Here is an 18,056-nt window from a genome sequence, read left to right as displayed (position 1 = left end):
CGGCACGGGATCAGGCGGGCTTGGGCGTGCCTGTGGGTGGCGCAACGCCCTCCTTGTCCGGATCGAAGGCCGAGCTCTGCCGGTCGTTCGAGGTGAAGTCGGCCTCCACGCGCTCCTCGCTGCCGCCTTCCTCCCCGGCCTCTCGGACCTTTTCCTCTTCGGCGTCGGAGGATTCCTCCTCTTCGTCCGTGGCGCGGTCCTTCGAGTCGTCGTCGGCCATGGCCGGTCCTCCTTCCAGTCGTTCCGGCACACTTTGCCTTCCAGGCTGATACCCGATCGAGCAGGCCGGGACACCTGCCGGATGACGCGGTCGGCTTGCTTCGGGCTTGCTTCCGGCTTGCTTCCCGTGCCCGGCGGTCGAACAATCGCGTCGAGATGAGGGTGGCCGTGCTGAGCCGGGAGTACCCGCCGGAGGTGTACGGGGGGGCGGGCGTGCACGTCGACCACCTGTCCCGCGAGCTGGCCCACCTGATCGACGTCCAGGTCCGATGCTTCGGCGCCCAGCGAGATGAAGGGGGCGGCCCGGGCAAGCCGGTGGTGTGGACCTACCAGCCCTGGGACGGCGTGGCGGGGCCGGAGGAGTACCGCTCGGCCCTCGCCACCATGTCGGTGGACCTGGTCATGGCTGCGGGCCTGGAGGGGTTCGACCTCGTCCACAGCCACACCTGGTACACGAACTTCGCCGGCCACCTGGCCAAGCTCCTCCTGGGCGTTCCGCACGTCATGACGGCGCACAGCCTGGAGCCCCTGCGGCCGTGGAAGATGCAGCAGCTGGGAGTGGGCGGGTACGCGCTGTCGAGCTTCTGCGAGCGCACCGCGATTGAGGCCGCCGACGCGGTGGTCGCGGTGTCCGAGGCCATGCGGGCCGACGTGCTGCGGACCTATCCGTCCATCCCGCCGGAGCGAGTTGAGGTCATCCACAACGGCATCGATCCGGACGAGTACGCACCGGATCTCGGCACCGAGGCCCTCGAGCGCTACGGAGTGGACCCCGACGTCCCGCTGGTGCTGTTCGTGGGCCGCAACACCCGGCAGAAGGGGATCATGCACCTGCTCCAGGCGGCCCACTGGATCGATCAGAAGGCGCAATTGGTGCTGGTGGCCGGGGCGCCCGACACCGAGGAGATCGGCCGAGAGGTGGCGGAGGCCGTGGAGCGGGTGGGTCGAACCCGCCAGCGGCTGCTGTGGATCGAGAAGACCCTTCCGCGGGATGAGCTGGTGCAGCTGTTCACTCGCGCCACCGTGTTCGTGTGCCCGTCGATCTACGAGCCACTCGGCATCGTCAACCTCGAGGCCATGGCGTGCGAGACGCCGGTGGTGGCCACGCGGACCGGCGGCATCCCCGAGGTCGTCGACGACGGCGTGACCGGCTACCTGGTGCCGTTCGAGCCGGTGGACGACGCCAGCAGCGAGCCCAAGGACCCGGAGCGCTTCGCCGAGGACATCGCCGCGCTGGTCAACCGGGTGCTGGCGGACCCGGTGCGGGCTCGCGAGATGGGCGAGGCCGCAAGGCACCGCGTCCTCGAGCGCTTCACCTGGGCCGCCATCGCCGAACGAACCCTCACGCTCTACCAGCGCACCCTGGAACGCGTGGCGTTCCGGGTCGCCGAGGCCACGCGGGGCTCCTGAGGAGAATGGTTCGTCGAGCGACCGCGGTCCTGCTCCTCCTCGCGGTGGCCTGCACGTCGGGCGGGGGGACGGTGGCTCCTGCACGGTCCTGCACGGAGCTCGGCCTGTCGTGCACGGCGAAGCGCCTTCCGAACGTCGTCCTGCACGGCGACGACCGGGACGGTGGGCTGCGGTCGGTCGACGGGATGGACCTGTCCGGGATCTTGACCTTCGACCAGGCCCTGAAGCGAGGCTGGTACGAGTTCCACCCGCCGTCGAAGACCGTTCGGGTCGTACTCGGTGGGGCAGACGCGACGCCGTTGCACTGGGGCCGGGGCCGCCATCTCTATTACGCGATTGAGTACAGCGGGACGTGCGGTCTGGGGCCGACGGGGGGGACCCAACCCGTCTCGCCCCGTGCGTCCTGCCTGCCCGAGACCATGAGCGTGGTCATCGACGCCCACACTGGCCGCTTCATTGTGGGCGGGCCGGGGCCCTAGGGTTTGGTGAAGGTGGTGCTGACGACCTCGATCTTCTGATCGGCCGCGCTGAAGGCGATGACTTGGTGCTCGATCTTGGTGGGGCAGCACAGGGGGTCGTTGGGGCGGAAGAAGGGGGTCTCCAGCTTCTCGGTGTCGCCGTCGCGGGTCAGCGTTCCCCCCTGCGTGGTCTGCTCGTCGAAGTCGGCATGGAACCCGCTCCCGCGCATCGAGATCACCCACACGTCCATGGGGCCGACGCCGGCCCCGAAGCTGGTGATGCCGGTGACGAGCTCGGGCGTGCCATCGCTCTGGAAGTCCACGATGTCGAGCCAGGACACCTGCTGCGACGACACGTCCTGGCTCGAGGAGATCAGCTGGTCGGGCCCGGTCACCCCGGGTGGTTTCGGGAGCGTGGCATCGAACACCCGCTGGAAACCCTGTCCGGTGAAGCTCCACACGTCCAGGAACGGCTGCTGGCCCCCGATCGCCGTGCGGGCCTTGGCGTGCGAGGACAGGATGATCTCCTTGATGCCATCGCCGTTCAGGTCGGCGTACAGGACGCGGTCGGCCAGCGTCCCCGGACGCAGGATCGTCGCCAGCGGAACGTCCCGGGCGTCGGGCAGGTTGGTCCCGCTGGGAGTGACCAGGGACGAGGACGGCGTCGGCGTCCCCGTTCCGACCGGGCCGGTGGTCGCCGTTGTCCCCTTGTGCGACCCGAGAACGAGCGCGGCCACTACCGCCACGACGGCCACTACGACGCCCAGACCGATCCACACGGGTGTGCGACTCGGCCGTCGAAATCCATCCGGTGCCGGCGTGGTGGAGGGCGTCGGAACGGGCGGGGGTGGCGGCTGCCACGTGGCCGGGGCGGTGGGGAGGGGTCCCTCCCGGGTCCGCTCCACCGTGGCGTCCGGGGAGAGCCGAGTCCGGTCGACCTCGCCGGCCGGCCGCGATCGAACGCCCACGCCGGTCTGCAGCTCCCGCTCGGCGGCCTGGACCAGCTCGGTGCAGGTCGAGTAGCGGCCGGCCGGTTCCTTGGCCAGGGCGGTGGCGACCACCCGGTCCAGCCCCGGGGGCAGGCCCGGCCGGGCCAGGGACACCGCGGGGGGTGGTTCCTGGAGGTGCGCGTAGATCACCGCGACGTCGGAGTCCTTCCGGAACGGGCGCCTCCCCGCCAGGCACTCGTAGAGCACGCAGCCCAGGGCATACACATCGGCCCGCCCGTCCAAGGGCTTCCCCTGGATCTGCTCGGGTGCGATGTAGTCGAGCGTCCCCACGAAGTGACCGGCCTGGGTCAGCCCGGTCTTGGACAAGGCCTGCTTGGTCAGGCCGAAGTCGCTCAGGTAGCAGTGGTCGGTGCCTCGCGGCCCGGCTCCCGGCGCCACGAGGACGTTCGCCGGCTTGACGTCGCGGTGGACCAGGCCGCGCGCGTGCGCGGCGTCCAGCGCGCTGGCCACCTGGGCCAGCAGGGCGATCGTGCGATCCGGAGCGAGCGGTCCCTCGCGTTCGATGAGTTGCTTGAGGTCGGTGCCGTCCACATACCGCATGGCGATGAACAGGACGCCGCCCACCTCACCGGCCGCGTAGATCGGGATGATGTTCGGATGGTCGATGGACGCGGCGACCTGCGACTCCCGCACGAAGCGGGTCCGGAAGTCCTGGTCGCCGGCGAGCTCCGGCGCGAGCACCTTCAGCGCCACCTTGCGTTGCAGCGGAAGGTGCTCCGCCAGGTAGACGACGCTCATCCCGCCCCGGCCCAGGATCGACTCGATCCGGTACTCGGAGAACTGGGAACCGACTTCGAGATCGAAGCTCATGGGGCGCACTGTTCTACCATCCGCACCGACGCGACCTCCAGGATGGTGCCGGTGAGCCAGAAGTCGACCCGGAAGTCGACCCAAGAGTCGACCCAGAGATCGAGCGGGCCGTGACCTGTCCCTCGTGCGGGCAGGACGTCCCGGCGGGGAACTTCTGCATCCGGTGCGGTTCGCCGCTGGCGGCCGAGGCCGGGACGGCGGCGCGTTCGAGGAGGGAGTTCTCGGCGGCGCCCCACGAGCCCGTTCGGCGACCCGCGCTGATCTCCTCGATCTTCCCGCAGCTGCCGAGGGCCTCCATGGTGACCTTCCGTGCCGCGCTCGGGTTCGGGCTGGTCGTGGTGATGGGGCTGGCGGTGGCGAAGCTGTATCCGCTGGCGCTGGTGGCGGCGGCCGTGCTGGTGCCGCTGCTCACTGTCCTCTACCTGTACGACGTCGACGTGTACGAGGACGAGCCGCTCACCGTGGTCGCCTTCACCATGGTGTGGGGGGCGGCCGCGGGAGTGTGGCTGGGGATCCTGGCCCGCGCCGCCGCGCCGTCCGGGGCGGAGTTCTTCCTGAAGTCGACCGGATCCCGCGTGGTGGCGCAGGGGGTCGGCCTGCCGCTGCTCGGTGTGGCGCTGGCCCTGGCCGGACCCCTCGTGCTGCTGGCCTACCGCCGCTTCAACGATGTGCTGGACGGGGCCACGTTCGGCGCGGCGTCGGCGGTGTCGCTGGCCGGCGCGCAGGTCATCACGCAGGCGTTCGCGTTCCTGTCCCAGTCGGGGGTCCGCCCGAACTACCAGATCGTGCCGTGGGTGGTGCGGCTGCTGGAGCTGGCCGTGGCCGCGCCGGTGCTGGCGGCCGCCGCGGTGGGCGCGGCCTCGGCGGCGTTCTGGCTCCGCTTCCGCGCCCCCGTCCGGGACCGCCGGGCCCTCGGGGTGGTCGGCCGGCCCGAGATCGCGGTGGTGGCGGCCGCCGGCCTGGTGGTGGCCGGTTCGCTGGGGCAGCTGCTCCTGCCGAAGTTCGCCGCCCTCGTCGTGTACCTGGTCCTCGACGCGGTGGCCCTGGTGTGTCTGCGGATGGTGCTGCACCTGGGCCTGCTGGAGGAATCTGCGGAGATCGAGGTGGGGCCGGACATCGTGTGCGCGAACTGCGGCCACACCACTCCCGCCCACAGCTTCTGCATCAACTGCGGCATCTCGCTGCTCGCGCTGCCGAAGCGGCCCGGCCCGGCCGGCCCGGCCGGCCCGGCGGCCGCCCCAGACCCCGGACCGTCGCGATGAGCGTCATCCATCCGCAGGCGCCGCCGTTCCCGTTCCACCGGGGGCGAGCCGGGAGCCGCATGCGACGGCAATGGCTTCTGGGCGTGTTCGGGCTGGTGCTGGTGATCGTGGTGGGGGCGGCGGCGTCGGCCATCGTATCGGTCGCTCCGGCGCCGCCCAGGCCGGCGTGCCCCGACGGGCCCTGCGGCAAGCCGCCCCGGCCTCCCTCGAACACGCCGCCCCTGGTGGCGGGGACGGTGTTCACCAGCCCCGACCTGGGGTACCGGGTCGAGTTCAGCCCGAAGTTGTGGAGCGTGGTCCGGCAGAGCGGCACCGACCTCGAGCTTCAGGTGAACTCCTCCCGTGCCACCGTGATCGTGACCATGGAGGGGCAGGCTGCCACCGACCACTCCGCCGATGCCCTGCGGGCGATGGTGGACCGGCGGATCGGCGAGCTTGGCGCCGAGACGGTGGTGCTGAACCCCGACTCGGACCCGAGAGACGCCATCCTGGGGCCGTCGGTGGGCTACCTGCGCGGGGTGGGGCAGATCCTGTCGGGCGTCACCGACACCCCGCAGGGGCCGAGCAGCGCCGTGGTAGCCGTGGTGATGGCGGCCGGCGACGGAACCGCGAACGTGGTGGTTTCGGTGGTGACGGACAAGGCCGTCAAGAAGCAGGCGTTCGAGGTCGTGGACAGCCTGATGAACACCTTCCGGTTCCCCTCCGAGATCGCGGCGTCGTCGTGAGGGCGAGATCCGTCGTCGCAGCGGTCCTGGCCCTGGCCCTGGCGGTGCTCCTGGCGGCGTCATGCTCGGGCGGAGCCGGCGGTCGCTCCGGGTTGGTCGCCGGGACGCCTTCGCCCTACGGCCGCTACGTCGGCCCCAGCGACCCCGCCGGTCGGGTGTCGTTCTCCCTGGTCCTGCGGCTGCCCCACCAGGCCGCCCTCGACCGGTTCCTGAGCTCGGTCTCCGATCCGTCCTCGCCCGCATACGGCCGCTACCTGGACGCCCGCGCGTTCGGGCGGCGGTTCGGGCTGTCCGGCGCGCAGATCGGACGCCTGGAAGCCGAGCTCACCGGCCAGGGCCTCCGGGTCACCGGCCTGTTCCCCCAGCGGACGTCGCTGGGGGTGGAGGGCCCGGTGGGCGCCGTCGAGCGCCTGCTGCGGGTCCGTCTCGGCGACTTCCAGGGCCGGGGCGGGCGTCGGTTCCACGCGCCGCTTTCCACCCCCGTGGTCCCGGCGGCGCTGCGCGGCCTCGTGGCGGCCGTGGCCGGTTTGAACACGGGGCCCGTTCCCGCCTCCGCGGACGTCCCCGAGGGCGGCCTCCGGCCCACCGATGCCGCCCGGGCCTACGACGTCACGCCCCTGCACGACCGCGGGATCCAGGGCCAGGGCCAGGCCATCGCCATCGTGTCGTTCGCCTCGTTCCGGGACCAGGACGTCCGGGCGTTCGCGGACCGGGAGGGCCTCCCGCCGCGCCCGCCGGAGCACGTGCCGGTGGACGGCGGCTCCACCGAGACCACCGGCCAGGGCTCCCAGGAGGTCAACCTGGACCTCGACGTGGTGCGGGGCATGGCGCCGCAGGCCCAGGTCCTCGACTACGAGGCCCCGCTCACGTCGGTGCACTCGTTCGCCCAGGGGACCGCCGATGTGATCAACCGGATCGTGGCGGACGGGCGGGCCCACATCGTCTCGATGAGCTGGGGGCTGTGCGATGTGCCGCGGCTGGCGGACGGGACCCCGTGGCTCTCGGCCGGTGATCGCCTGGCCGGCGAGCGCGCGCTCCAGGCGGCGGTGGCGGCTGGGATCACGGTGTTCGTGGCCTCGGGGGACACGGGCGCGTTCGGCTGCCAGCGCTTCGATCTCACCGACACGCGTCCCGTTCCGCTGTGGCCCGGCGACAGCCCCAACGTGGTCTCGGTGGGTGGGACGCTGCTGTCCATCCGCCAGAACGGCTCCTACTTGGAGGAGACGGGATGGGAGGACATCCTGTCCGGCTCGGGAACGGGCGGTGGGGTGAACCCGGTCGACCCGCTCCCGTCGTTCCAGCGGGGGGTGGCCGACGCCGCTCAGAACCCGAGGGGCCACCGTCAGGTGCCCGACGTCGCGGCGGCGGCCGACCCGGATTCCGGGTTCCTCACGATCTTCCCGGACCCGAAGACGAAGCGGACCGTCGCGGGCGTGGTGGGGGGAACCAGCGCCGCCACGCCGTTCTGGGCGTCCTCGATGCTGCTGATCCAGCAGTTCGCCCAGCAGCAGGGGGCGGGAGCCCTGGGGTTCGTGGATCCGCTGCTGTACCGGCTGGCCGCCTCAACCCCTTCGGCCTTCCACGACGTGACCATCGGAGGCAACCGCCTGGAGTCGTGCGGTCCGGGGTGGGACTTCGCGACGGGCCTGGGCTCCCCCGACGTGTTCGCGCTGGCGAAGGCGATGCTCGCCTCACTTGGAGGCTGACGCCCGCCGGTTCTCCTTCCTTTCGCGCCACCGCCGGTACACGAACCGTCCGCCCACGATGCCCACCAGCAGCCCCAGCATGACCCACCCGAACCGCGACAGGATCCGGTCCACCAGGTCCAGCTCGCCTTCCAGGAAGTAGCCGAGCAGCACGATGCCGGCGGCCCACACCACGATGGCCGGGACGTCGAACGCCAGGAAGCGCCGGTAGCGCATCCGGCTGAGGCCGGCCACGAACGGCACGAACGCGCCGGCGGCCGTGGCGTACCGGCCGATGGCCACGGTCTTGCCGCCGTGCTTGCGGAAGTACTCCTCGGCGGCGTCGAGCCTTCCCTCCAGCCGGTTGACCAGGGGCAGGCGATGGACCAGCCGGCGCCCGTACCGCCGCCCCAGCCAGAAGCCGATGGACTCGCCGGTCACGGCGGCGAGGATCCCGATCACGATCACCCAGGGCAGGGAGAGGTCGCCGCGAGCGGCGTAGATGCCTCCCAGGGCCAGGATGACGTCGCCCGGCACGATCAGGCCGATGAACACCGACCGCTCCATCAGCACCGCCCCGCCCACGATGGGGTAGCCGGCCACCGCGAACACCGGCCCGACCCACCGCACGAGGTCCTGGAGGATGGCGGCGATCATCCGTCTGGAGTTGTCCAGCCGGGGGTGTCGAGGCTTCGGTTCACCAGACAAGCATGTCAGCCACCCGCGGGGACGTCGCGATGTGAAGATGGGCCCGTGGGTGGGGTGTGGGATCGGGTGGCCGTCGCGGCCGCGGTGACGTTGCTGCTGGGGGCCTCGGCGTGCCGCGCCGGTCCGTCCGGTCCGCCGCCGGTCTCGCCTCCGACGGTGCCGCCACCCGTGCAGACCCTTCGGTTCACCGGGGGCGAGGCCACGGTGCGGGTGAGCGGGGCGGTCACGGCGTCGTTCGTCGCGCCCCTGGCGCCGTCGTCGCTGTACCCCTCGCCGCCCGCGGAGCTGGTGCTGTCCTGGGGAACCGGGGGGTCCGCCGACGGCCTGGACTTCCAGGGGCCGCCGGTCACCGGTGCCGCCCCCACCTCGGACCAGGAGATCCTCGTCCTCACCGTGGCGGCGGGCGGCGAGGTGGTCGAGGCGTCGTCGCTGGACGGCGAGTGCACGGTGACGCTGGCCTCCGTCGCGCCCGGCGACGTCCGGGGGTCGTTCACGTGCCGGAACCTTCCGGCCGGCGTCGGTGGGACGTCCCGCATCGACGCCACCGGGACGTTCACCGCGACCGGCTGCGCACCGGAGTTGGCGTGCCACAGCGTGCGCGGGTCAGAATGACGGAGCTTCGAAGGGAGAGGGGCATGCGAGGGATCGGGTTCCGCATCCTGGTGGTGGTGTTGGCGGCAGGCCTGGTGGGCGCGGCCTGCGGGAAGAAGTCCGGGAACCCGTTCGGCATCGGCACGAGCGGCCTGCCGACGAACCTGCCCACGGCGCTGCCCACGAACCTCCCGTCGCTCCCGTCCGGCATCCCGACGACGCTCCCCTCGGGCATCCCGACGACCCTGCCGTCCGGGTTCCCGACCGTGCTGCCGTCCGGCCTCCCCTCGAACACCGGGACGCTGAACAATGGAACGGCGCACCTCCAGGTCTCGGGCAGCGTGCACGGCACGTTCGACCTGTCGCTCCAGGGGCCCGGGGAGTTCGTCCCTCCGCCGGGCGGGATCGCGCTGATCTACATCGGCCCGAGCGGCGACGAGTTCGGCATCGGGGGTCCGTCGTTCACGGGGACCAAGAAGACGGCGTCCACGCTGATCGTCACGGTCGTGATCACGTCGAAGGGGTTCTTCTTCGGAACCTCGAGCGGCGGCGAGTGCACCATCCACCTGACCACCGCCAAGGCGGACGACGTGGAGGGGACCATGGTGTGCGACAAGATGCCGTCGCCCGGCGGCACCGTCGACGTGACCGCCACGTTCTCGGCCACGTCCTGACGGCTGGGCCGATCAGCCCCCCCGGCCCGCTCACTCGCTACAGGTAGCCTCGGGCTTGCTCCGCCTCCGCCACCCGGGCCACCGAGATCTCGTAGGCGGCGTCGCGCAGGCTGATGTCGTCGCGCTCCGCCCGGAACAGCACCGTCTCGGTGGCGTCGCGCATCATCTCGGCCAGGCGGTCGTTGACCCGCTTCTCCCTCCACTGCTCGTGCTGCATGTTCTGGGCCCACTCCAGGTAGGAGACCACCACGCCGCCCGCCGAGGAGAGGATGTCCGGTACCACCGTGACCCCCCGCTCGGCCAGGGTCCGGTCGGCGTCGGGCGTCACCGGGTGGTTGGCCACCTCCAGCACGAGCTTCGCGTGGACCCGGTCCACGTTGTCGGCCCGGATGGACTCCTCGAGGGCAGCCGGCACGAACACGTCCGCCTCGGCGGCCACCATGTCGTCGCCGTCGATGGTCTCGCCCCCGTAGAAGTCCACAACGCTCCCTGTCTCGCGCTTGTGGGCCTGCACCATGTGCGGCTCCAGCCCGCCCTGGTTCGTCACGGCGCCCTTGCTGTCGGACACGGCCACCACCCGGTACCCCAGCTCGTCGGCCAGTCTGGCCAGCCACGATCCGGCGTTGCCGTAGCCCTGGATGGCCAGCCGCACGTCCTCTCGCCGCAGCCCGCGCGCGTGCACGATGTGGTTCAGGCACACCAGGGCGCCCCGGCCGGTGGCGGCGTCGCGGCCGAGCGAGCCCCCCAGCGCGAGCGGCTTGCCCGTGATGACCTCGGGGAAGTGGCCGACCCGCCGGGCGAACTCGTCGAACATCCACCCCATGACGCGGGCGTCGGTGTTCACGTCGGGGGCCATGACGTCACGCGTCGGGCCGACCAGCAGTCCCACCGCGTCCATGAACCGCCGGGACAGCCGCTCCAGCTCCGTTTCGGACATGAGCTTGGGATCGACCCGGACCCCGCCCTTGCCCCCACCGAACGGCAGGCCCAGCAGCGCCGTCTTCCACGTCATCAACGCGGCGAACGAGCGGATCTCGTCGAGCGTCACGCGGGGGTGGAACCGGATGCCCCCCTTGTACGGTCCCCGGGCCCCGTTGTACTGGACGCGATAGCCCTGGTAGAGGGCGATGGTCCCGTCGTCCAGGGGAACCCGGATCTGCACCGACAGCTCCTGCTGGGGCCGGGCCAGGATCTCGCGCAGCGACGGCTCCAGCTTCAGCCGGTCGGCAGCCCGCTGGTAGAAGCCCCGGACGGACTCGAACGCGCCCACCTCGGCTCACCTTCCTCTTCGCCTGCGGCCGGCTGGTTCTCGCAGACCGAGAGGATCTCAGCGGCCGTTCCGGCGTCGGGCGCGTGCATCCCGGCGGCCGTTGTGGGCTCCGGGACTCCCGCTGGAACGGGAGGGGGTGGTAGAACTGCCCCCAACATGCCCTCGGAGCTTCCCGTCGGGACGGAGATTGCCGGACACCGCATCGAGACCCTCATCGGCCGCGGTGGCATGGGCGCCGTCTACCTGGCGGAGCACCTCCGCCTGCGCCGGCGGGTCGCGCTCAAGGTCCTGATCCCGGACCTGGCGCAGGACGAGACCTTCCGGGCCCGGTTCATCCGGGAGTCCCAGATCGCCGCGTCGCTCGACCATCCCAACGTGGTCACGGTGTACGACGCCGGGGAGGCCGAGGGGGTGCTGTACATCTCGATGCGCTACGTGGACGGCCCGAACCTCGGCAAGACCATCCGCGAGGAGGGGCCGCTCGACCCGGCGTTCGCGGCGTCGGTGATCGACCAGGTGGGCGGGGCGCTCGACGCCGCGCACGCACTGGGCCTGGTGCACCGGGACGTGAAGCCCGCGAACATCCTGCTCTCACGGCCCGGCGAGGCCCGGACCGTCCGGGCGTTCCTGACCGACTTCGGCATCACCAAGCGGATGGGCGCCGCGACGCAGTTCACGCAGACCGGCCAGCTGGTGGGGACCTACACGTACATGGCCCCCGAGCAGATCCGGGGCGACCCGCTGGACGGGCGGACCGACATCTACTCGCTGGGCTGCATCGTGTACGAGTCCCTGACCGCACGGCCGCCGTTCGGTGGGGACTCGCCGATGGAGCTGATGTTCTCCCACATGAACCAGAAGGCTCCGTCCGTGCGGATCCGGCGTCCCGAGCTGCCGGAAGCGGTGGACCGGGTGATCGAACGGGGCATGGCCAAGGACCGGGAGGACCGGTACCCGCTGGCATCGGATCTCTCCCTCGCGCTTCGCGAGGCCCTGGGTCTCGCCCCGGCCTCGACGGTCACGGCGGCTCCGTCGGCGGTCGCGCCGACCATCGCCGCGCCCGGGTCGCCGTCCGCCTCGCCACCTGCGCCCGCGCCGACGGTGCCCACGCCGATCCCTGCGGCCCCGTCCTTCCCCTCGGCCCCATCGGCGCCTCCAGCCCCGTCGGCCCCCTCCACACCCGGCCCTTCCACGCCGGGCCCCGCCGGCCCCCCGGGCCCGCCGCCGGCGCCACCTACGCGGGCAGTGCTGGCCGGTACGGTGGCCGAGCCCCAGGTCCGGCAGCCACCACCGGGCAGGCGGGGCCCCCGAGCCGGGCTCATCGCGGCGGTGATCGTGGTCCTGGCGGCGGTCGTGGCCGGCGCCGTGATCTTCCTGGGAAAGGGCAAGTCGACCTCCAACACGAGCACGTCCGGGTCACCCACGTCTGGGCCCGCCACGTCGCACCCCGCGACCTCGCCGCCGTCCCCGACCCCTTCGCGGTCCGGCCACGGCTCTCCCACTCCCCCCACGCCCCCGCCACCCGTGGTGCGGGACTGGCAGCGGATCGATTCGTCCGCCTTCGGTGGCAGCGGCAACCAGACCATGAACCGGGTCCTGGCCACCGACGCCGGGGTGCTGGCGGTGGGCTACGACGGGCCGGCCGACAACCTCGATGCGGCGGTGTGGACCTCCGTGAACGGGCGGACGTGGTCCCAGGGCTCGGTCCCCAGCGAGCCGGGGAACCAGGGCATCGCGGCCGTGGCCCCGGGCGGCCCCGGGTACGTGGCCGTGGGGAGCACCGACAGCGCGACCGGGACCGACGCGGCCGTGTGGAGCTCGAGGGACGGCTCGACCTGGACCGAGTTCCATTCCCAGGTCTTCGGCGGCTCCGGCGATCAGGCCATGCGCCGGGTCGTGGTGGCTCCGCCGGGACTGGTGGCCGTGGGCTCGGACGGGTCGGGGGGCGACCTCGACGCCGCGGTGTGGCTGTTCGACGGCCAGACCTGGTCGATCGAGCGCTCGACGGCGTTCGGCGGGGCCGGTGACCAGGAGATGCGAAGCGCCGTGCCGTTCCAGGGCGGGCTCGTCGCGGTCGGGTTCGCTTCCGGCGGGAACGGGACGGATGCCGCCGTGTGGAGGTCACCGGACGGGACGTCGTGGACCCGCGTGCGGAGCAACGCGCTGGGCGGACCCGGTGACCAGATCATGATCACGGTCGAGCAGGGCGGTCCCGGCCTGGTGGCGGTGGGCTCCACCAACGAGAACGGCGACGAGGACGCCGCGGTGTGGACCTCTTCGAATGGCACCACGTGGCAGCGGGTGAACGATCCGGCGGTGTTCGGCGGCCCGGGCGACCAGGAGGCGATCGGCATCGTCTCGACCGCTTCGGGCCTGGTGGCGGCGGGCTTCGACCTCTCCACGACGGATGCGGTGGTGTGGACGTCGTCGGACGGCCGAACCTGGGTCCGCAAGGACATCGCGCAGCTCGGTGGGTCCGGCACGCAGCAGATCAAGGGGATCGCGTCGTTCGGGCGGGACCTCGTCGCGGTGGGGCGCATCCGCCAGGAGGGAGTGGGCGGCAGAGACGAGGACGCGGGCGTGTGGGTGGGGTCGCCGGCGTGAGATGTCGCCGCGTGGCGGCGATCCTCGGGCTGGTCGCTCTCACCGCCGCGTGCACGAAGGGCATCGCGATCACGAATCCGCCGCCGTCTCACCGCGGCGGCGACGGTGGAGCGTCACCCAGCGGTCCCACGGCGACGCCCGTCGGCCAATCCAAGCCGCCCAACATCCTCGTCGTCCTGACCGACGACCAGCGAGCCGGGACCCTCGACGTCATGCCGAAGACCCGCCGAATCTTCGGCGGCGGGGGGACGACGTACCTGAACGGCTTCGTCACCACGCCGCTGTGCTGCCCGTCGCGGGCCACCATCCTGACCGGGCGCTACGACCACAACAACGGCGTGCTCGGCAACGGGGACGCCCTGAAGCTCGACCAGGACACCACCGTCGAGCGCTACCTCCAGGACGCCGGCTACCGCACCGGGATCGTGGGGAAGTTCCTGAACACCTGGCCGCTCGACCAGAACCCGCCGCACTGGAACAGCTTCGACATCTTCAACAACGGCTACACGAACACGCTGTGGAACCTCCAGGGCAAGCAGGCCACGGTCCCCGAATACTCCACGTCGTTCATCTCCGACCACGCCGTGCGGTTCCTCCGCCAGTCGGAGTCGAAGGACCAGCAGCCCTGGTTCCTGTACGTGGCGAGCTCCGCGCCGCACGACCCCTGGATCCCCGAGCCGAAGTACGCCAGCGCACCGGTCCCTCCGTTCGTGCGCAATCCCGCCATGCTGGAGGCCGACATCTCCGACAAGCCGCCGTGGGTCCAGGACGCCGTCAAGCTGACCCCGGCCAGGATCGCCCAGAACCGCGCCGACCAGCTCCGGACCCAGATGTCGGTGGACGACATGGTGGGGCGGATCTTCCGGGTCCTCCGCCAGCTGGGCGAGGACCGAAACACGCTGGCCTTCTTCCTGTCGGACAACGGGTTCCTGTGGGGCGAGCACCAGGTGGCCGGCGACCGCGGCGAGCAGGAGACGTCGCTGACCAAGATCACGGGGAAGCGGCTGCCCTACACGCAGTCCATCCACGTGCCGTTCCTGGTGCGGTGGCCGGGGCACGTGCGATCGGGCGTCCTCGACCCGAGGTTCGTGGCGAACGTCGACATCGCCCCCACGATCATGGACGCCGCCGGGCTCAGCGCTCCGGCGTCGGTTCCCATGGACGGGCGGTCCCTGCTGTCGGGGAAGGCCCGGAAGGGGATGTTCTTCGAGTACTTCCTCGATCCGATCTATCCGGTGATCCCGGCGTGGGCGTCCATCCGCACGCCCTCGCGCCAGTACATCGAGTACTACGACCCGAGCGGCCGCATCATCTTCCGCGAGTACTACGACCTCTCCGCCGACCCGTTCCAGCTGAACAACCTGTTCGGCGACGCCACGCCGTCGGACGATCCGAACGTCTCTGCGCTGTCGAGGGAGCTTCGAGTCGACCTGCGGTGCGAGGGAACCTCCGGCAGCGATCCCTGCCCCTGAACCCGGACCGTCAGGCGTGGTAGCCGGCGGCCTGGAACATCTCGGTCAGGCTCACCTGGCGCAGACCTCGCGACGCCAGGCCCCGGAGGATCGACGGCAGTGCCGCGGCAGTCTGCGGCTTCACGTGCATGACAACGATCATCCCGGCGTGCGCGTGAGACAGGACTCGGTCCGCGATCACCGGCACGCCCGGATCGGCCCAGTCCTGCGGGTCGACGTCCCAGATCATCGTGCGCAGGTACCCGGCGCTCCCGGCGGCCCGCAGGACCGTTGGGTCGAACGAGCCGTACGGCGGCCGGAAGTACGGTGCCGGCGTGGCGTGCGCCACCTTCCACCAGGTGTTCTGGTCGAACAGGACCTCGGCCCGCACGGCCGCGTAGGGCAGCCGGGTGAGGTCCGGGTGGTCGCGGGTGTGGCTGCCGATGGTCATGCCGTCGGCCACGGTCCGCCGGGCCTGGGACGGGTAGCGTTCCACGTTCGCCCCGATGCAGAAGAACGTTCCCTTCACCCGGAACGAGTCCAGCGTGTTCAGGATGCTGGTCCATGCGTCGCCGAAGTTGCAGTCGTCGAAGGTCAGCGCCACGCGGTTCCCGACTCCGGTGAGGTCGTGGAACACGGTGGTGGTCACCGGCCTGAGGACCCGGAACGGCTCGAAGGGCGACACGGTCGTGTTGTGCGCTTGGTCGGTGATGGTGACCTGTCCCTGGTACAGGCCGGGGATGAGCGCAGATCCGTCCGAGTAGGCCGGCCTCCAGGACAGCTTCCAGGGACCCGACTTCAGGTTGTATCCGGTCTTCTCGGCCACCCGGCCGGTCAGGTCCCACACGGAGAGCGTGACCTTCAGGGGAGCGTCGAGATCGGCGGCGCGAAAGGAGTAGCGCAGGCGGCCATCGCGGCGGAGCGGTTCCGGGGAGATGCCACCCCAGGCGAACGTGGGCGGCGTGGTATCGACATCGACGGTGGTTCTTGCCGTGCCCTGAGTGCCGACGTCGTCCGTGGCCAAAGCGGCGACGGTGTACGGGCCGTCGGCCACCGGTCTCCAGTGGCCGTCGACGAGGTGCCGTCCCCGCCATGTCAGGTGGGCGGCGCCCGCCTGAACCTGCCTGCCCGAGACGAGCGCCTTCACGAGGGTGCCGTCGAGGGTGGTCACCGACACATCGAGGATGACCGGCTTGGAGACCATCACGGTGACCTTCGCCACGTCCAGGTGCCCGTCACCGTTCGGGCTGAACACGGGCGGAGCCGACGAGAGCGTGACGAACACGGTGGTGTTGTCGACCGTCACGGACTCGGTGCTCGGGGCGCTGGTGGTGGAGCCGTCAGAGGCGATGGCCCGCAGCTCGGCCGGGCCGCTGAAGGAGCCCGTGTCCCACGTCGCGCTCCACTGGTCGTCGTCCGCCACGCTGTCGGTGCCGATGGGCTGCCACGTGGCCCCGCCGTCGCTGGACCAGTCGAACGACACCGAGGTGACCGTTCCCTGTGTGGTGGCGTCGACCTCCTCCGTCCCGAACACGGTTGCTCCGGCAGGCGGACTGGTCAGCTGGACCGAGAAGGCGTCGGCCAGGGAACGCGTGGGCAGCGCGACCAGGGCCAGGGCGACGGCCAGGGAGACCAGGAGCGGGCGCACGAGCGCGGATGATGCGCGATGGCCCCCTTGATTGGCAAGGCCTTTTCGGTGGCCGCCGGGTAGACTGCCGCGGCCCCGGAGAGCCATGAGCCGTTCAACCTTGCGCCCAATCACATTCCTCGCCCTGCTCGCCACAATGGCGCTGGTGGTGCCGGCCTGCACCGGCGGCGCGGACACCGTCACCACCGGCCCGACATCGTCATCCTCGAGGCCGGAGCCGTCTCCCGTGGACGCCACCACGTTCCCCACGAAGTGGCCGATCAAGCACGTGGTGTTCATCGTCAAGGAGAACCGGAGCTTCGATAACCTCTTCGGCCGGTTCCCGGGCGCGAACGGCACGCGGATGGCCGACGACCACGGCACCATGCGCCCGTTGACCCCCGGGTATGACCAGCGCCTCCCGCACGACCTCCCGCACGACTACGCCGCCGCGCTGAAGGCCTACGACGGCGGCAAGATGGACGGGTTCAACCAGAGCCCGGCCGCGGACCAGTACGCCTTCACCCAGATGGTGGGCCCGTCCCAGCTCCCGAACTACTGGCACTGGGCCAAGCGCTTCGTGCTCGGCGACGCCTTCTTCGCCTCGGTGAACGGCCCGTCGTTCCCGAACCACCTGTTCACCATCGCCGCGCAGTCCGGTGGCACGCACGACAATCCCGAGGCCCCCGCATCGACCGATCGAGGCGACTACAAGACCTGGGGGTGCGACGCGCCGAAGAGCGAGCTGGTCGACGTGGTGGACACGGAGGGCAAGGTCCACAAGGTGTCGCCGTGCTTCGACTTCCAGACGGAAGGCGACCTGCTCCAGAAGGCCGGGATCCCGTGGGCGTACTACGCCGCGCCGCCCACGCCGTGGGCCGACGCGCCGCACTCCGGCTACATCTGGTCGGCCTACGCGGCGATCGGCCACATCCGGAACGACCCGACCGAGTGGAAGCAGCACGTGTTCGGGGTGGACCAGGTGGTCCAGGACATCGACGCGAACCGGCTGCCTCCGGTCACGTGGATCACTCCGGAGTTCGCCCTGTCCGAGCATCCCGAGTACAACTTCTGCGCCGGCGAGAACTGGACCACGCGGGTGGTCGACGCCATCATGCAGAGCCCCATGTGGAAGGACACCGCGATCTTCATCACGTGGGACGACTGGGGAGGGTTCTACGACCACGTGGCGCCGCGCAGCGTCGACGAGTTCGGTTTCGGCTTCCGCGTGCCGCTCCTGGTGATCTCGCCCTACGCAAAGCCCGGCTGGATCGACCACCAGGAGGGCGAGTTCTCCTCGATCCTTCGATTCATCGAAGACGACTGGGGCCTCGGGCAGCTCACCGCGCGCGACCGGGCGGCGACGAACCTGTCGTACGACTTCGACTTCGGCCAGCAGCCCTTGGCGCCGGACCCGCTGCCCCTGCGGCAGGACTGCGAGGGCGGGCAGGCCTTACCGGACTGGACGGCGCCGGTCGGCGCGCCCGACTAGCCGCCTCGGATTGCCTGCCTCTGCGCCACCGAAGCAGGGCGCATGCGATCAGGGTCATGC

The 18,056-nt window shown here is 71.2% G+C and carries 14 protein-coding genes and 1 pseudogene; 10 read left to right on the top strand and 5 right to left on the bottom strand.

Annotated features, from left to right (window positions below):
- Positions 1-10: 10 nt before the first annotated feature.
- Complete coding sequence (locus tag M3Q23_10540) at positions 11-220, bottom strand: hypothetical protein (GenBank protein MDP9342507.1); 210 nt, start codon at positions 218-220, stop codon at positions 11-13.
- 155 nt (positions 221-375) lie between these two features.
- On the opposite strand from M3Q23_10540, the gene glgA reads away from it, so the two are divergent.
- Positions 376-1,629, top strand: a complete 1,254-nt coding sequence (gene glgA / locus M3Q23_10535; protein ID MDP9342506.1) for a glycogen synthase — start codon at positions 376-378, stop codon at positions 1,627-1,629.
- A gap of 5 nt (positions 1,630-1,634) precedes the next feature.
- Complete coding sequence (locus M3Q23_10530; GenBank protein MDP9342505.1) at positions 1,635-2,108, top strand: hypothetical protein; 474 nt, start codon at positions 1,635-1,637, stop codon at positions 2,106-2,108.
- A 989-nt stretch (positions 2,109-3,097) separates the two neighbouring features.
- Here M3Q23_10530 and M3Q23_10525 read toward each other — a convergent pair.
- Positions 3,098-3,907, bottom strand: a pseudogene (locus M3Q23_10525) (serine/threonine protein kinase).
- A gap of 110 nt (positions 3,908-4,017) precedes the next feature.
- Here M3Q23_10525 and M3Q23_10520 point away from each other — a divergent pair.
- Genes M3Q23_10520 through M3Q23_10510 form a run of 3 tightly spaced genes read left to right on the top strand, consistent with a single transcriptional unit; the run spans position 4,018 to position 7,600 of the window.
- Positions 4,018-5,169 carry a hypothetical protein gene (locus M3Q23_10520; GenBank protein ID MDP9342504.1) on the top strand — a complete coding sequence of 384 codons (1,152 nt, stop codon included), beginning with the start codon at positions 4,018-4,020 and terminating at the stop codon, positions 5,167-5,169.
- A complete protein-coding gene (locus tag M3Q23_10515) occupies positions 5,166-5,894 on the top strand; it encodes a hypothetical protein (GenBank protein ID MDP9342503.1) in 729 nt (242 codons plus the stop codon). The genes M3Q23_10520 and M3Q23_10515 overlap by 4 nt, the downstream gene beginning before the upstream one ends.
- Complete coding sequence (locus M3Q23_10510) at positions 5,891-7,600, top strand: S53 family peptidase (protein MDP9342502.1); 1,710 nt, start codon at positions 5,891-5,893, stop codon at positions 7,598-7,600. The genes M3Q23_10515 and M3Q23_10510 overlap by 4 nt, the downstream gene beginning before the upstream one ends.
- Here M3Q23_10510 and M3Q23_10505 read toward each other — a convergent pair.
- Positions 7,586-8,236, bottom strand: a complete 651-nt coding sequence (locus tag M3Q23_10505) for a DedA family protein (protein ID MDP9342501.1) — start codon at positions 8,234-8,236, stop codon at positions 7,586-7,588. The two genes, M3Q23_10510 and M3Q23_10505, sit on opposite strands and share 15 nt — an antisense overlap.
- Before the next feature lie 96 nt (positions 8,237-8,332).
- Here M3Q23_10505 and M3Q23_10500 point away from each other — a divergent pair, with 96 nt between their 5' ends.
- Both M3Q23_10500 and M3Q23_10495 read left to right on the top strand, forming a co-directional pair.
- Complete coding sequence (locus M3Q23_10500) at positions 8,333-8,899, top strand: hypothetical protein (GenBank protein ID MDP9342500.1); 567 nt, start codon at positions 8,333-8,335, stop codon at positions 8,897-8,899.
- A 23-nt stretch (positions 8,900-8,922) separates the two neighbouring features.
- On the top strand, positions 8,923-9,552 hold the full coding sequence (locus M3Q23_10495) for a hypothetical protein (protein ID MDP9342499.1): 630 nt from the start codon (positions 8,923-8,925) through the stop codon (positions 9,550-9,552).
- A 37-nt stretch (positions 9,553-9,589) separates the two neighbouring features.
- Here M3Q23_10495 and M3Q23_10490 read toward each other — a convergent pair whose 3' ends face one another.
- Entirely contained in the window at positions 9,590-10,822 is a 1,233-nt protein-coding gene (locus M3Q23_10490) for a Glu/Leu/Phe/Val dehydrogenase (protein ID MDP9342498.1), read from the bottom strand.
- A 156-nt stretch (positions 10,823-10,978) separates the two neighbouring features.
- Here M3Q23_10490 and M3Q23_10485 point away from each other — a divergent pair, with 156 nt between their 5' ends.
- Both M3Q23_10485 and M3Q23_10480 read left to right on the top strand, forming a co-directional pair.
- On the top strand, positions 10,979-13,426 hold the full coding sequence (locus tag M3Q23_10485; GenBank protein MDP9342497.1) for a serine/threonine protein kinase: 2,448 nt from the start codon (positions 10,979-10,981) through the stop codon (positions 13,424-13,426).
- An 11-nt stretch (positions 13,427-13,437) separates the two neighbouring features.
- The gene (locus M3Q23_10480) at positions 13,438-14,898 is read left to right on the top strand and encodes a sulfatase (protein MDP9342496.1); all 1,461 of its coding nucleotides are present in this window, start codon (positions 13,438-13,440) and stop codon (positions 14,896-14,898) included.
- A gap of 10 nt (positions 14,899-14,908) precedes the next feature.
- Here M3Q23_10480 and M3Q23_10475 read toward each other — a convergent pair whose 3' ends face one another.
- Positions 14,909-16,525, bottom strand: a complete 1,617-nt coding sequence (locus M3Q23_10475) for a polysaccharide deacetylase family protein (protein MDP9342495.1) — start codon at positions 16,523-16,525, stop codon at positions 14,909-14,911.
- Positions 16,526-16,625: 100 nt separating this feature from the next.
- Here M3Q23_10475 and M3Q23_10470 point away from each other — a divergent pair, with 100 nt between their 5' ends.
- Positions 16,626-17,996 (top strand): hypothetical protein, encoded by a 1,371-nt coding sequence (locus tag M3Q23_10470; protein MDP9342494.1) that lies wholly within the window; start codon positions 16,626-16,628, stop codon positions 17,994-17,996.
- Positions 17,997-18,056: the final 60 nt, after the last annotated feature.

It is taken from the genome of Actinomycetota bacterium, assembly GCA_030774015.1.
GTDB lineage: Bacteria > Actinomycetota > UBA4738 > UBA4738 > JACQTL01 > JALYLZ01.
Note: the sequence above shows the minus strand (reverse complement) of the source record. Positions and strands in the feature narration are given on the sequence as shown.